General features: G+C 64.5%; 10 protein-coding genes. 9 read left to right on the forward strand and 1 reads right to left on the reverse strand.

Annotated elements, in window-relative coordinates:
• Nucleotides 1-41 precede the first annotated feature (41 nt).
• The 4 genes from aceA (at nucleotide 42) to ACX80V_RS03775 (ending at nucleotide 6,473) form a co-directional block, all read left to right on the forward strand.
• Nucleotides 42-1,358: an isocitrate lyase gene (gene aceA, locus ACX80V_RS03760; RefSeq protein WP_485842007.1), complete on the forward strand. Its 1,317-nt coding sequence runs from the start codon at nucleotides 42-44 to the stop codon at nucleotides 1,356-1,358.
• Between the two features lie 230 nt (nucleotides 1,359-1,588).
• Complete coding sequence (gene aceB, locus ACX80V_RS03765; protein ID WP_485842008.1) at nucleotides 1,589-3,229, forward strand: malate synthase A; 1,641 nt, start codon at nucleotides 1,589-1,591, stop codon at nucleotides 3,227-3,229.
• 208 nt (nucleotides 3,230-3,437) lie between these two features.
• Complete coding sequence (gene acs / locus ACX80V_RS03770; RefSeq protein WP_485842009.1) at nucleotides 3,438-5,426, forward strand: acetate--CoA ligase; 1,989 nt, start codon at nucleotides 3,438-3,440, stop codon at nucleotides 5,424-5,426.
• Nucleotides 5,427-5,960: 534 nt separating this feature from the next.
• The gene (locus tag ACX80V_RS03775; RefSeq protein ID WP_485842010.1) at nucleotides 5,961-6,473 is read left to right on the forward strand and encodes a universal stress protein; all 513 of its coding nucleotides are present in this window, start codon (nucleotides 5,961-5,963) and stop codon (nucleotides 6,471-6,473) included.
• Between the two features lie 31 nt (nucleotides 6,474-6,504).
• Here ACX80V_RS03775 and ACX80V_RS03780 read toward each other — a convergent pair whose 3' ends face one another.
• Complete coding sequence (locus ACX80V_RS03780) at nucleotides 6,505-6,885, reverse strand: DUF485 domain-containing protein (protein ID WP_485842011.1); 381 nt, start codon at nucleotides 6,883-6,885, stop codon at nucleotides 6,505-6,507.
• Between the two features lie 277 nt (nucleotides 6,886-7,162).
• Here ACX80V_RS03780 and ACX80V_RS03785 point away from each other — a divergent pair, with 277 nt between their 5' ends.
• The 5 genes from ACX80V_RS03785 to ACX80V_RS03805 all read left to right on the forward strand — a co-directional run bounded on the left by ACX80V_RS03785 (nucleotide 7,163) and on the right by ACX80V_RS03805 (nucleotide 13,197).
• Nucleotides 7,163-8,425 carry a 3-hydroxyacyl-CoA dehydrogenase family protein gene (locus tag ACX80V_RS03785; protein WP_485842012.1) on the forward strand — a complete coding sequence of 421 codons (1,263 nt, stop codon included), beginning with the start codon at nucleotides 7,163-7,165 and terminating at the stop codon, nucleotides 8,423-8,425.
• An 83-nt stretch (nucleotides 8,426-8,508) separates the two neighbouring features.
• The gene (locus ACX80V_RS03790) at nucleotides 8,509-9,690 is read left to right on the forward strand and encodes an acyl-CoA dehydrogenase family protein (RefSeq protein ID WP_485842013.1); all 1,182 of its coding nucleotides are present in this window, start codon (nucleotides 8,509-8,511) and stop codon (nucleotides 9,688-9,690) included.
• A 9-nt stretch (nucleotides 9,691-9,699) separates the two neighbouring features.
• On the forward strand, nucleotides 9,700-11,334 hold the full coding sequence (locus ACX80V_RS03795; RefSeq protein WP_485842014.1) for an AMP-binding protein: 1,635 nt from the start codon (nucleotides 9,700-9,702) through the stop codon (nucleotides 11,332-11,334).
• The gene (locus ACX80V_RS03800) at nucleotides 11,331-12,530 is read left to right on the forward strand and encodes an acetyl-CoA C-acetyltransferase (protein WP_485842015.1); all 1,200 of its coding nucleotides are present in this window, start codon (nucleotides 11,331-11,333) and stop codon (nucleotides 12,528-12,530) included. Before ACX80V_RS03795 ends, ACX80V_RS03800 begins: the two co-directional genes overlap by 4 nt.
• Nucleotides 12,514-13,197 (forward strand): TetR/AcrR family transcriptional regulator, encoded by a 684-nt coding sequence (locus tag ACX80V_RS03805; protein ID WP_485842016.1) that lies wholly within the window; start codon nucleotides 12,514-12,516, stop codon nucleotides 13,195-13,197. The genes ACX80V_RS03800 and ACX80V_RS03805 overlap by 17 nt, the downstream gene beginning before the upstream one ends.
• Nucleotides 13,198-13,248: the final 51 nt, after the last annotated feature.

A 13,248-nucleotide genomic window follows, 5' to 3' on the forward strand; every position in this document is an offset into this window, starting at 1 on the left:
CGCAGGAAAGGGCGGGCCCGGGCACAACCAAGGAGACAAAGATGACTGCAGCATTTGAGCCCACCCATCAGACGCCCGAAGAGCAGGCCGCCGCCCTGGAGCTTGAGTGGGCCGCCAGCCCCCGCTGGGAAGGTGTGACCCGTGACTACAAGGCCTCGGACGTCGTCAAGCTCCGCGGCCGTGTCTCCGAAGAGCACACGCTGGCCCGCCGCGGATCCGAAAAGCTGTGGAAGCAGCTGACCGAAGAGCACAAGACCGGTGGGTACACCAACGCCCTGGGCGCCCTGACCGGCAACCAGGCCGTGCAGCAGGTCAAGGCTGGCCTTCGCGCCATCTACCTCTCGGGCTGGCAGGTCGCCGCGGACGCCAACAACTCCGGCCACACCTACCCGGACCAGTCGCTCTACCCGGCCAACTCGGTTCCGACAGTGGTCCGCCGCATCAACAACGCCCTCCTGCGTGCGGACCAGATCGAATTCTCCGAAGGGATCCAGACGGTTGAGGACTGGATGGTGCCGATCGTTGCCGACGCCGAGGCTGGCTTCGGCGGCCCGCTGAACGCCTACGAGCTCATGAAATCCATGATCCAGGCCGGCGCGTCAGGTGTGCACTGGGAAGACCAGCTCGCCTCGGAGAAGAAGTGCGGCCACCTCGGCGGCAAGGTCCTCATCCCCACCCAGCAGCACGTCCGCACGCTGAACGCCGCACGCCTGGCCGCCGACGTCGCCGGCACCCCCTCGGTGGTCATCGCCCGCACCGACGCCGAGGCAGCCACCCTGATCACCTCCGACGTCGATCCCCGCGACCAGGAATTCGTCACCGGCGAACGCACCCCGGAAGGCTTCTACAAGGTCCGCAACGGCATCGAACCCTGCATCGCCCGCGCCAAGGCCTACGCCCCGTACTCCGACCTCATCTGGATGGAAACGGGCACCCCGGACCTGGAGCTGGCCCGCAAGTTCGCCGAAGCCGTCAAGGCCGACTTCCCGGACCAGATGCTCTCCTACAACTGCTCGCCGTCGTTCAACTGGCGCAAGCACCTGGACGACGCCACCATCGCGAAGTTCCAGCGTGAACTCGGCGCCATGGGCTTCACGTTCCAGTTCATCACCCTGGCCGGCTTCCACGCCCTGAACTACTCGATGTTCGATCTCGCCCACGGTTACGCCCGCGACGGCATGAGCGCCTACGTCAAACTTCAGGAAAAGGAATTCGCCTCCGAATCCCGCGGCTACACCGCGACCAAGCACCAGCGCGAAGTCGGCACCGGCTACTTCGACGACATTGCAACCGCGCTCAACCCGAACGCATCCACACTGGCCCTGAACGGTTCCACCGAAGCAGATCAGTTCCACTAATCCCCAGGCCGGTCGCCGGAAGGCCCGACGGCGGCTGGCACCCATGGTGCCAAGGCCCCCGGGGGCTGGGAAAGGTGATCCGGAAGCGTGCGTAAAAGGGGCCCTGTCCCCGCCCGGCCGAGCTCTGCGAGGCCCAAGGCGGGGATGGGGAATAGCACGCGGAGGATTGCCTTTTTCGGCCCCAAACCGCGCCCGCCATCGAACACTTGCTTATCCGAGGAGAGATTGAGATGAACAGCTTCACTGACAACTTCACGATCAACGGCGTTACGTTGACTGCCCGGCCCATCCAGCGCCAGGGCGAGGTCCTCACTCCGGATGCGCTGGCCTTCGTGGCCCGGCTGCACGAGGCAGCGGCGCCCCGTCTTCAGGAGCTGATGCAGGCCCGCCGTGACCGGCGCACCGAGATCCGCCAGGGCCAGGACCCGCGTTTCCTCCCCGAAACCGCGTGGATCCGCAACGATCCCGAGTGGCGCGTCGCACCCCCGGCCCCCGGCTTGGAAGACCGCCGCGTCGAAATCACCGGCCCCGTGGACAAGAAGATGACCATCAATGCCCTGAACTCCGGCGCCAAGGTCTGGCTCGCGGACATGGAAGACTCCTCCACCCCGTCCTGGCGCAACGTCATCCAGGGCCAGCTGAACCTCACCGACGCCCTCGAACGCCGGATCGACTTCACCTCCCCCGAAGGCAAGGACTACAAACTCCGTCCCGCCGAGGACCTGCCCACCATCGTGGTCCGCCCCCGCGGCTGGCACCTGCCCGAAAAGCACATGCTCATCAACGCGACACCCGTTGCCGGCGGCATCGTGGACTTCGGGCTGTACTTCTTCCACAACGCCCGCCGCCTCCTGGCCCAGGGCAAAGGCCCGTACTTCTACCTGCCCAAGATCGAAAACCGGCTCGAAGCACGGCTCTGGAACGACATCTTCATCCTTGCCCAGGACCTGCTGGGCATCCCGCAGGGCACCATCCGCGCCACCGTGCTGATCGAGACCATCACCGCCTCCTTCGAGATGGAAGAAATCCTCTTCGAACTCCGCGACCACGCCTCGGGCCTTAACGCCGGCCGCTGGGACTACATCTTCTCCCTCATCAAGAACTTCCGCACCCGCGGCCCCCGCTTCGTCCTGCCGGACCGCAGCCAGGTCACCATGACCCAACCGTTCATGCGCGCCTACACCGAACAGCTCGTGCGCGCCTGCCACAAACGCGGCGCCATGGCCATCGGCGGCATGGCCGCAGCCGTCCCCAACCGCAAGGACGAACAAGCCAACGCGACCGCGTTCGAGAAAGTCCGCGCAGACAAAACCCGGGAGGCCGGCGACGGCTTTGACGGTTCCTGGGTGGCGCACCCGGACCTGGTTCCGGTCTGCCGCGAAGTGTTCGACGGCGTCCTCGGCGACCGCCCGAATCAGCTGGACCGCCTCCGCGAGGACGTCACCCCCGACGACCGGGCATTGTTGGACATCGCCGCCACCACCGGGACCATCACCGAACAGGGCATCCGGAACAACATCGAAGTGGGCATCCGCTACATCGAATCCTGGCTCCGCGGCAACGGCGCCGTCGCCATCCACAACCTGATGGAGGACGCCGCCACCGCGGAGATCTCCCGCTCGCAACTGTGGCAGTGGATCTACTCCCACGCCATCACCGACCACGACGAAATCATCACCCACGACTGGGTGGAAAACATGCTCGACGAGGAATACACGAAACTCGAACGCTTCGAAGGCGACCGCTTCGCCGACGCCCGCGACATCTTCGACGAAGTCACCCTCGGCCCAGGGTTCCCTGCCTTCCTCACAGTTCCGGCGTACGCCCGGTACCTCGACGGATCCCAGGAACCGGAGACCCTGGCCGTCTGAAACTTCCGTCCGCCGGTCGGCGACGCCTTCGCAACAGGCACCCCGAGAGACGGGCCGCGGCCCGGCGGGCGGAAACTCAGCTCCATCGCCCACGTTCCCGCATGGATTTGTGTGGGGCGGGTCCGCAGGGTCCGGACCACCCTTCTTTTGTGGGTAAAGAGCACATTTCCAACGCAGCACATAGCAGAGAAAGCAAAGAGGTTTACTTATGTCCAACGCCCCCACCGCGACATCCTCCGACCAGGCACAGCAGGGCGATGCGTTTGAAAACCTGCTCCATGAGAACCGCCAGTTCGCGCCGTCGGCGGAGTTCGCTGCCGACGCCGTTGTCACCGCCGCTGATTATGCCGAGGCCGACGCCGGCCGCCCGGCGTTCTGGGCGAAGAAGGCCCGTGAACTGCTCACCTGGTCCAAAGACTTCGGCCAGGCGCTGGACTGGTCCAACCCGCCGTTCGCCAAGTGGTTTGTGGGCGGCGAAGTCAACGCCGCGTACAACGCCTTGGACCGGCACGTGGAGAACGGCCTCGGGGACCGGGTGGCCATCTACTTCGAGGGCGAACCCGGCGACACCCGCACCTACACCTACGCCCAGCTCACCGAAGAGGTCAAGAAGGCCGCGAACGCCTCTGAGTCCCTCGGCGTTGGCAAAGGTGACCGTGTGGCCGTCTATCTGCCCATGATCCCCGAAGCCGTCATCACGCTGTTGGCCTGCGCCCGTATCGGTGCCGTGCACTCGGTAGTGTTCGGTGGCTTCTCCGCGGACGCCCTGCGCTCCCGGATCGAGGACGCCGAAGCCAAGCTCGTGGTCACCGCGGACGGCACCTACCGCCGCGGCAAGCCCAGCGCGCTGAAGTCTGCCGTGGACGACGCTCTCTCCGTCAACGGGCACACGGTTCAGAACGTTGTGGTGGTCAAGCGCAACGGCCAGAACGTGGACTGGCACGAAGGCCGGGACCACTGGTGGGCCGATACCGTCGAAGCCGCTTCCCCGAAGCACAAGGCGGTGGGCCACGACTCCGAGCACCCGCTGTTCATCCTGTACACCTCCGGCACCACGGGCAAGCCCAAGGGCATCCTGCACACCACCGGCGGCTACCTCACCCAGGGCGCCTACACCCACAAGGCCGTCTTCGACCTGCACCCTGAGACGGATGTGTACTGGTGCACGGCCGACGTCGGCTGGGTCACCGGCCACACGTACGTCGCCTACGCCCCGCTCATCAACGGCGCCACCCAGGTCATGTACGAAGGAACCCCTGATTCGCCGCACCAGGGCCGCTGGTGGGAGATCATCGAGAAGTACAAGGTCTCCATCCTGTACACCGCGCCCACGGCCATCCGGACGTTTATGAAGTGGGGCCGGGACATCTCCGACAAGTACGATCTGTCCTCCCTCCGGGTTCTGGGTTCCGTGGGCGAATCCATCAACCCCGAGGCGTGGATGTGGTACCGGGACGTCATCGGCGGCAACAAGGCACCGATCGTGGACACCTGGTGGCAGACCGAGACCGGTGCCCAGATGATCGCCCCGCTGCCCGGCGTCACCGCCACGAAACCCGGCTCGGCGCAGGTCCCGCTGCCCGGCATCGCGGTGGACGTCGTCGATGAACAGGGCGAATCCGTGCCCAACGGCCACGGCGGCTTCCTGGTGATCCGTGAACCCTGGCCCGCCATGCTCCGCGGCATCTGGGGCGACCCCGAGCGGTTCAAGGAAACCTACTGGTCCCGCTTCGAAGGCATGTACTTCGCCGGCGACGGCGCCAAGAAGGACGAAGACGGCGACATCTGGCTCCTGGGCCGCGTGGACGACGTTATGAACATCTCCGGGCACCGGCTCTCCACCACCGAAATCGAATCCGCCCTGGTCAGCCACCCCTCCGTGGCCGAAGCCGCCGTTGTAGGCGCCGCCGACGAGACCACCGGCCAGGCCGTCGTCGCGTTCGTGATCCTCCGCGGCGACGCCGTCAACAATGGAGACGCCACCATCGCCGAACTCCGCAACCACGTCGGCAAGGAAATCGGGCCCATCGCCAAGCCAAAAACCATCCTAGTGGTCCCGGAACTGCCCAAAACCCGCTCCGGCAAGATCGTCCGCCGCCTCCTCAAGGACATCGCCGAAGGCCGCGACACGGGGGACGCCACCACCCTGGCCGACACCACCGTCATGACCCAGATCGCCCAATCACTGAAAAAATAGCCCCACCCAACCCTCAAAAACGCGTAGCTGAAGCCAGCCGCCCGGGCACGGACGGACTCCTCACCCACGCACAACGCCAGCAGGAATTGAACCCGGCCCTACTTAGGACGTACACAGAATGATTAACAGGCGCGTTGCAATCCCAGGGATGCGCCGCACGGATGAATGGGAATCCCTGGCCGGAAGGGTGGTGGACGTTCATCTCGACAATGACCTTCACCGACGGGGCATGGTCGAAGATGTCATGCCCGACTCATCCGGTCTCTGGATAGCAGCTCAAGGCTCTTGCTCCCGCGAATTTGTCGATAAGGCGAGTGGTTACACGGTTTGGACGGACCCGTGGACACTGCTTTAGCCCATGCGGCTACTTCGGTGATTGGACCTAAATAGCATCAGATTCCCGGACAGACCCGAGAATCATCCGTAGGCAGTTCCGTTCGCCTGCGGGTGCGCATATGCTCGGCACACAGCCACCGCTAATGGGAGCTGCAGACTAGGAACAACCAAGGGATTCACCTTCGAAGGAGAATGATCATGGATGCGGAAGCCAAGGTTCTTGTCGGTGTGGACGGTTCGGAATCGTCCATCCAGGCGCTCCGTCTGGGGGCACAGCTGGCGCCGGCCCTGAACGCCACCATTGTCGCTATTGCCTGTTGGGATTTTCCGGAGATTTACGCCGGATATGTTCCGCCCGATTTCGCCCGGTTTGAAGCGGCTGCGGCGAAGACTCTTGCGGACGCCTTGGAAAAGGCGTTCGGTGAGGAGACTCCGGAAAGACTGACCTCGCAACTGGTCCGGGGACCGGCTGCGGCGAAGCTCGTGGAAGCGGCGGCCGGCACTTCATTGCTGGTGGTTGGACGCCGGGGCCATGGGGGTTTCCTTGGCATGCACCTCGGCTCCGTGAGCTCTGCGTGTGTTGCCCACGCGGACTGCCCCGTCTTGGTGCTGCATGCCGAAAGCAGCCACCGCTCCCATCATCTATGGAAGGGCTCCAAGGCGAAAGGGCAGACCCCCGGAAAAGCCGGGATTCCGCCTCTCAAGCCGTAAGACACGGCTTCTCACAGGAACCGGGTCCCTCTCATTTCGCCGATCCGTCCACTCGGTTGCCGGATTGGTCGAACTCGTGGCCTTCGATTTCGTGGCGGATTTCGGCGGCGATGGGGTCCAGTTTCCGGTTGGAGTAGCTGACATACCAGCCCGTAATGGCGAAGGTGGAAACAAACTGAAGAAGGCCCATGATGAGCCCGATGTTGATGTTTCCCCAGACCTTGATGGACATGAATCCGGCGGCATAATCAGCCAGCAGGACGTATGCGAAATACCAGAGCAGGAATGCAATGGCCATGGGAAAGACAAAGCTACGGTGGCGTTTGCGAAGTTCCTGGAACCGCTTGGTCGACTGGACTTTCTTAAAGTCCACGGGGTCCGCTGCTTCCGGAGTTTCGGCTTCGTTACCCATCGTTCCTCCTCATTGAGACTTACAGTCCACACCGGCTGAACAGACGTCCGGCCAATGTGACTGCTCTCACTGTGGCGCGTGGCGGCCGCCGTTCCCATTGTCTCGCATAGCCCCGATTTAGTCTCGCCCTACTGCGACATCAGCCGAATTGAGGCGCACAGAAAAGGAATTATCTCGGAGATCATCGCGCCAACCCAGCCGTTCCAAAGCCACAATCACCTTCTTTGATACTGAGTATCAGTTGACTTGACACTCAGTTTCACTGTAGAACGGTGACATGGTTCCTGACAATGTCGTAGAAACTGGCTCACTCACGGGCGCTGCCGTCGACGCCTGCAAGTCACCCGGAAAATCGGCGCAGACGTATGCCGCGGCCCTACTGGACACTCAACGGCAGCGGCCGGCGGGCGCACCCAGCGCCGATCCGCGCCCAGTCCGAAGCGTTGGCGTAATCGGGGCCGGGCTCATGGCGAGCCAGCTTGCCCTTGTTCTTGCCAAACAGCTCGGCGTTCCGGTCCTGATCACGGATCTTTCCCAGGCAAAGGTGGATGGCGCGCTTGGCTGGATCGCCGGGCACTTGGAGAAGCTGGTAAGCCGGGGGCAACTCAGCGAAACGGCGGCCCGCGACCTGGGAAGTCTTGTCCGCGGCACCGTGGATAAGCGCGAGTACCGGGACTGCGATGTGGTCATCGAGGCGGTGTTCGAGGAGTTGGCCGTCAAACGCGCCGTCTTCGCGGAGATCGAGCCCCTGCTGCGCACTGATGCGCTGCTCCTGACGAATACGTCGTCCCTTTCCGTGACGGCGATGGGTCACGGCCTGGCCCATCCGGAACGCCTGGTGGGACTGCATTTCTTCAATCCGGTGGCTATGCTGCCGCTCGTGGAAATCATCAGCACTGAAAGCAACGACGACGTCAGCGTCGCCACCGCTTGTTCGCTTGCCCGGCTTCTGGGCAAGACTGCGGTCCTGGTAACGGACACGCCGGGCTTTGTCGTGAACCGGATCCTGACCCGGCTGTTCTGCGAACTGCTGCAGGTCATTGATGACGGGACGGATATCGAACTGGCGGACCATGCCCTGGACCCGCACGGGCTACCCATGACCCCGCTGACGCTGCTGGGTTTCATCGGACCCGCGGTCCAGTTGCACATCTGCGAGACCATGCACGCCGCCTACCCTGACCGGTTTTATGTCAGCACCAGCCTCGCAGCCATTGCGGATGCTAGGCTGCGCGGCTACCTCACTAAGTCCGGCACGGTGCTTCCCGAGGCGGCCGTCCTGCTGCCGGCTGCCGAAGCCGGAGGTTCACCGGACGCGGCGGCCATCAGGGCAGGGATACTTGACGCCCTGGCCGAGGAGGTGGGCCTGATGCTCGCCGAAAAGGTGGTGGCCGGTCCGGCGGAAGTGGATTTGTGCATGCTGCTCGGCGCCAACTTCCCCCAGCATCAGGGAGGCCTCACCCCGCTGCTAGACCAAAGCGGCGCCTCCCGGCGTGTGTGGGGTAGGGATTTCCACCCCGGGTCCGGCTTCGCCGGATAGCCAGGGCCGCACGGCCCGCCTCAAACAAGCGCCGCCACCTCCGCGTCATTCTTCAATTCCTCTCCAAAAAAGGATGCAAACCCATGCCCGACTATGACGTCGCTGAACCGCTGGACACGGACTACTACTCCGTCTTCGCCAACATTTCCGCACCCGACCGCGAAGCATGGAGGCGTGCCCGGGATTTCACCGCGGAGGCCCTGCCGCAGATGAACGACTACTGGGAACGGGCCGAGTTCCCCGCCCACCTGGCCAAGCGGATGGGCACCATGAACCTCCTGGCCGATGGCATTGACGTACAGGGCCTGGAGCCCATGTCCGCACTGGCCGCCGGCCTGGTCAACATGGAGGTCTCCCGCGGGGACGGTTCGCTGGGCACGGTCATCGCAGTCCAGGGCGGCCTGGTACTGCGGACGATTGCCCTTTTTGGCTCCGACACCCAGCGCAGGAACTGGCTCGGTCCGCTGGCCCGCGGCGAAAAGCTCGGCGCCTTCGCCCTGACGGAACCGGACCACGGCTCCGATTCCGTGGCATTGGAAACCACCGCCTCGCTCGACGGGGAGGACTACGTCCTCAATGGCGAGAAGAAGTGGATCGGCAACGGCTCCGTAGGCGATGTCACGGTGGTCTGGGCACGCGATGACGACGGCGATGTCCGCGGTTTCCTGGTGGAACAGAACCGGGAAGGTTACGAGGCCGAAACCATCACCGGAAAGGCCTCGCTACGCGCAATCCACCAGGCCCGGATCCAGCTCAACAACGTCCGCATTCCAAAGGCCAATCTTCTCCCCGGTGCCCGCACATTCAAAGACACGTCCGAAATCCTTGTTGCCACGCGCCTGGGGGTGGCTTGGTCCGCCCTCGGCCACGCCACCGCCGTCTACGAAGCCGCATTGAACTACGCCACGCAGCGGACACAGTTCGGCAAGCCGCTGGCAAAGTTCCAACTTGTCCAGGAGCGACTGGCGTACATGCTCTCGGAGCTGACCAGCATGCAGCTGCACTGTTTCCACCTGGCGGGGCTTGATGCGGCCGGCGAGATGCGCCCCACCCAGGCCTCGATGGCGAAGTACCACAACACCCGCAAGGCCCGCGAGCTGGCATCCATTGCCCGCGACATGTTGGGCGGCAATGGCATCCTGCTGGAAAACCACGTGATCCGGCACCTTCTCGACATCGAATCCATCCATACCTACGAAGGCACGCAAAGCATTCAGACCCTATTGATCGGCCGCGATGTCACCGGACAAAGCGCCTTCGCCTAAGGATTCGCCATGACCACAATTGAGCTTCCCAATGAAACCCCGCTGAGCCCCCTGCGGTTCCTGCAGCGCTCCGCCGAGGTGTTCGGACAGAAGACGGCGATCATCCACGGTGACCGCTCCTATACATATCGGGACTTCGCCGCCGAAGCCCAGGGGCTGGCCAAAGCGATCAAGAGCAGGATCCAGCCCGGCGACCGGGTGGCCTTCCTGTGTCCTAATGTGCCGGAACTCCTGATTGCCCATTACGCCGTCCCCCTGGCCGGGGGCGTTCTGGTGGCCCTGAACTCGCGGATGTCCGCCCGGGAACTCCAATACATCCTGGAGCATTCCGAAGCCAGGCTGCTGTTTGCCGATTCGGAACTGCTGGCCACAGTGGCGGGAATGGATCTGGGCCTGACACAGCTGGCTGAGGTGATCGAAGTGCCTGACAGCACCATCCCGTATCCGGAGGTCCCGGCAGGCATGGGTACGACGCAGTACCCGGACTTCCTCGCCGCGTCCAGACACCAGGACGCAGATCTTCCGTGGAGCGTAGAGGACGAACGCGCCCCGATCACGCTGAACTACACCTCCGGCACCACGGGCAAGCCCAAGGGCGTGCTGTATTCGCATCGCGGTGCCTACCTGAACTCGCTCGGGGAAACCTTCCACAATCACTTCACCGGCGACACGCGCTACCTCTGGACCCTTCCGATGTTCCACTGCAACGGTTGGTGCACCACTTGGGCCGTGACGGCGGCCGCAGGCGTCCACATCTGCCTGCGGGCAGTACGCGCCGACGCCGTCTGGGACGCCATCGACACTCTCGGAGTCACCAACCTCTGCGGCGCCCCCACGGTGTGCAGCATTATTGCCGGCGCACCCCAGGCTCACGAGCTGAAGGTGCCGCTGCGTATCACGACGGCGGGCGCGCCGCCGTCGCCCGCGATCATCACGTCACTGGAGTCAATCGGGATCAGCGTGGTCCACGTTTATGGGTTGACCGAGGTGTACGGCCCGTACACGATCTGTGAGCATCAAACCGAGTGGGATGATCTTTCCGCCCAGGACAGGGCCGTCAAGATCTCCCGCCAAGGGGTGGGGATGCTGCAGGCCGAGACGGCGCGCATCGTGGACCTGGACATGCTCGATGTCCCGGCCGACGGCGCAACGCTGGGCGAAATCGTGCTGCGTGGCAACAACGTGATGCTCGGTTACTTCAAGGATCCCGAGGCCACGGCCGATGCCTTCCGCGGCGGCTGGTTCCATACCGGCGACCTCGGCGTGATGCATCCCGACGGCTACATCCAGCTCAAGGACCGGGCCAAGGACATCATCATCTCCGGCGGAGAAAACATCTCCACTATCGAGGTGGAGCAAGCCATTATGAGCCACCCGGCGGTGCTGAACGTGGCCGTGATCGGCGTCGCGCACGAGAAATGGGGCGAACGCCCGGTGGCCTTTGTCATCCGCAACAGCTCCAGCTCGGTCACGGCCGAGGAAATCCGCTCGCACGTCAAGGGCCTGCTCTCAGGATTCAAGGTTCCGGACAGGATCCTTTTCCCCGAAGAGCTCCCCCACAACTCCACCGGCAAGGTCCTAAAGTCGCGGCTACGCGCCCTGGACCTCAGCGCCCCAGCCCTCAGCAAGGAACCCACCAAATGAGCAGCCAGGACATAGTTGTTGTGGGCGCGGCCCGCACCCCTCAGGGAAAACTGATGGGCCACCTGGCTTCACGGAGCGCTGTACAGCTTGGCGCCGCGGCCATCGTCGCGGCTCTGGAACGCTCCGGGGTTGGGCCGGCCGCTGTCGATGCGGTCATCGTGGGCCAGGTCCTGACGGCCGGCGCCGGCCAGAACCCCGCGCGCCAAAGCGCCGTCGCGGCAGGAATACCGCTCAGCGCCCCCGCCGTCACCGTCAACAAGGTCTGCCTCTCCGGGCTGAGTGCCATCATCCAGGGCGTCAGGATGCTCAAACTGGGCGAGGCGGATGTGGTGGTCGCGGGCGGCCAGGAATCCATGAGCCAGGCGCCGCACCTGCTCACCGGCTCGCGCGCCGGCTACCTCTACGGCGGCATCACGGCCGTGGACTCGGCCGGCCACGATGGGCTCACGGATGCCTTTGACCACGAGCTCATGGGCATTGGCACGGACCGCGCCAACGCGGACCTTCAGCTCTCCCGCGAGGTGCAGGACACTATCGCGGCGCTGTCCCACCAGCGGGCGGCCTCGGCCCGGGACGGGGGAAGATTCAGCGCCGAAATCACCCCTGTCTCGGTGCCGCAGAAGCGCGGCGCGCCCGTGCTGGTAAGCGATGACGAGGGCGTACGCCCGCAATCCACGCAGGAGGTGCTGGCCGGGCTGAAGCCGGCCTTCACCGCGGAGGGAACAGTCACCGCCGGAAATGCTTCGCCGCTGAGCGACGGCGCCGCCGCCGTCGTGCTGGTGACCCGCGCCTACGCCGATGCCCACGGGCTCGAGGTGCTGGCCGTCGTCGGGCCCGCCGGGCAGATCGCCGGGCCGGACACCACACTGCCGGACAAGCCGGCACAGGCAATCACCGCGGCCCTGGCCCGCGCCGGCTGGACGGCCGGGGACCTTGACTTCGTGGAGATCAACGAGGCCTTCGCCTCGGTAGTGGCGCACTCCGCAGCGGCCCTGGGCCTCGGTTTGGACAAGGTGAACGTCAACGGCGGTGCCATCGCCATCGGACATCCGATCGGCGCCTCCGGAGCGCGGCTGGTGGTCTCGGCCGTCCATGAGCTGATGCGGCGCGGCACCGGCAAATCCGCCGTCGCGCTTTGTGGCGGCGGCGGACAGGGTGACGCGCTGCTACTGTACCGGGATGGCATCAGTGGCTAATTTCCGTTCCAGCGTGGCCGAGGCCGCGCTGGATCTGTTCACCGACAATGGCTACGACCCGACCAGCGTGGACGATATTGCCCTCGCTGCCGGAATCTCCCGCAGCACCTTCTTCCGTCAGTTCCGCGCCAAGGAAGACGTGATCTTTGCGGACCACGAAGCCCTGCTCGCTGAGCTGACGGTCTACTTGGCAGCCAGCCATCCCGATCCGTGGGAGGCTGTGTGCCAGGCCGCAGAGCTGGTCTTCGTGAAATTTTCCGAACGCCGGAAGCTGTCCCAAAAGCGCTACCACGTGGTGCAGGCGGTGCCCGCGCTGCGGGACCGGGAAACAATCATGGTCTCCCGCTATGAACGGCTTTTCTCGGACTACCTTCGCCAGGCACTGCCGGGCATATCAACGCTTGATGCAATCCGGTTCGCCGCAGCTGTCACCTCAACCCATAACTATGTGCTGCGCGAAATGATGCTGGACTCCTCCCGCGGTTCCCTCCAGAACCTGGAACACGAGCTGTTGGCGGTGCGCCGTATGTTCGGGGTACTGCCGCAGGGCGACCCCGCATCCGTCCCGGCCGGGGACGACCTGGTTGTTGCCGTTTTTCCCCGCTCGACACCCACTGCTGAGCTGGCGCGTCGCATCCAGGACAAGCTCGACGGCCGCTCCGTCTAGCCCGCTGCGTCCAGCTGCACGTCCAAGCTGCTGGAGTCCAACTGCTCCATC

It is taken from the genome of Pseudarthrobacter arbutini (genome assembly GCF_054510915.1).

What these genes read in the sequence shown, in the direction of transcription:
- aceA (WP_485842007.1), top strand. Translation starts at nt 42, where the DNA reads ATGACTGCAGCATTTGAGCCCACCCATCAGACGCCCGAAGAGCAGGCC.
- aceB (WP_485842008.1), top strand. Translation starts at nt 1,589, where the DNA reads ATGAACAGCTTCACTGACAACTTCACGATCAACGGCGTTACGTTGACT.
- acs (WP_485842009.1), top strand. Translation starts at nt 3,438, where the DNA reads ATGTCCAACGCCCCCACCGCGACATCCTCCGACCAGGCACAGCAGGGC.
- ACX80V_RS03775 (WP_485842010.1), top strand. Translation starts at nt 5,961, where the DNA reads ATGGATGCGGAAGCCAAGGTTCTTGTCGGTGTGGACGGTTCGGAATCG.
- ACX80V_RS03780 (WP_485842011.1), bottom strand. Translation starts at nt 6,885, where the DNA reads ATGGGTAACGAAGCCGAAACTCCGGAAGCAGCGGACCCCGTGGACTTT.
- ACX80V_RS03785 (WP_485842012.1), top strand. Translation starts at nt 7,163, where the DNA reads ATGGTTCCTGACAATGTCGTAGAAACTGGCTCACTCACGGGCGCTGCC.
- ACX80V_RS03790 (WP_485842013.1), top strand. Translation starts at nt 8,509, where the DNA reads ATGCCCGACTATGACGTCGCTGAACCGCTGGACACGGACTACTACTCC.
- ACX80V_RS03795 (WP_485842014.1), top strand. Translation starts at nt 9,700, where the DNA reads ATGACCACAATTGAGCTTCCCAATGAAACCCCGCTGAGCCCCCTGCGG.
- ACX80V_RS03800 (WP_485842015.1), top strand. Translation starts at nt 11,331, where the DNA reads ATGAGCAGCCAGGACATAGTTGTTGTGGGCGCGGCCCGCACCCCTCAG.
- ACX80V_RS03805 (WP_485842016.1), top strand. Translation starts at nt 12,514, where the DNA reads ATGGCATCAGTGGCTAATTTCCGTTCCAGCGTGGCCGAGGCCGCGCTG.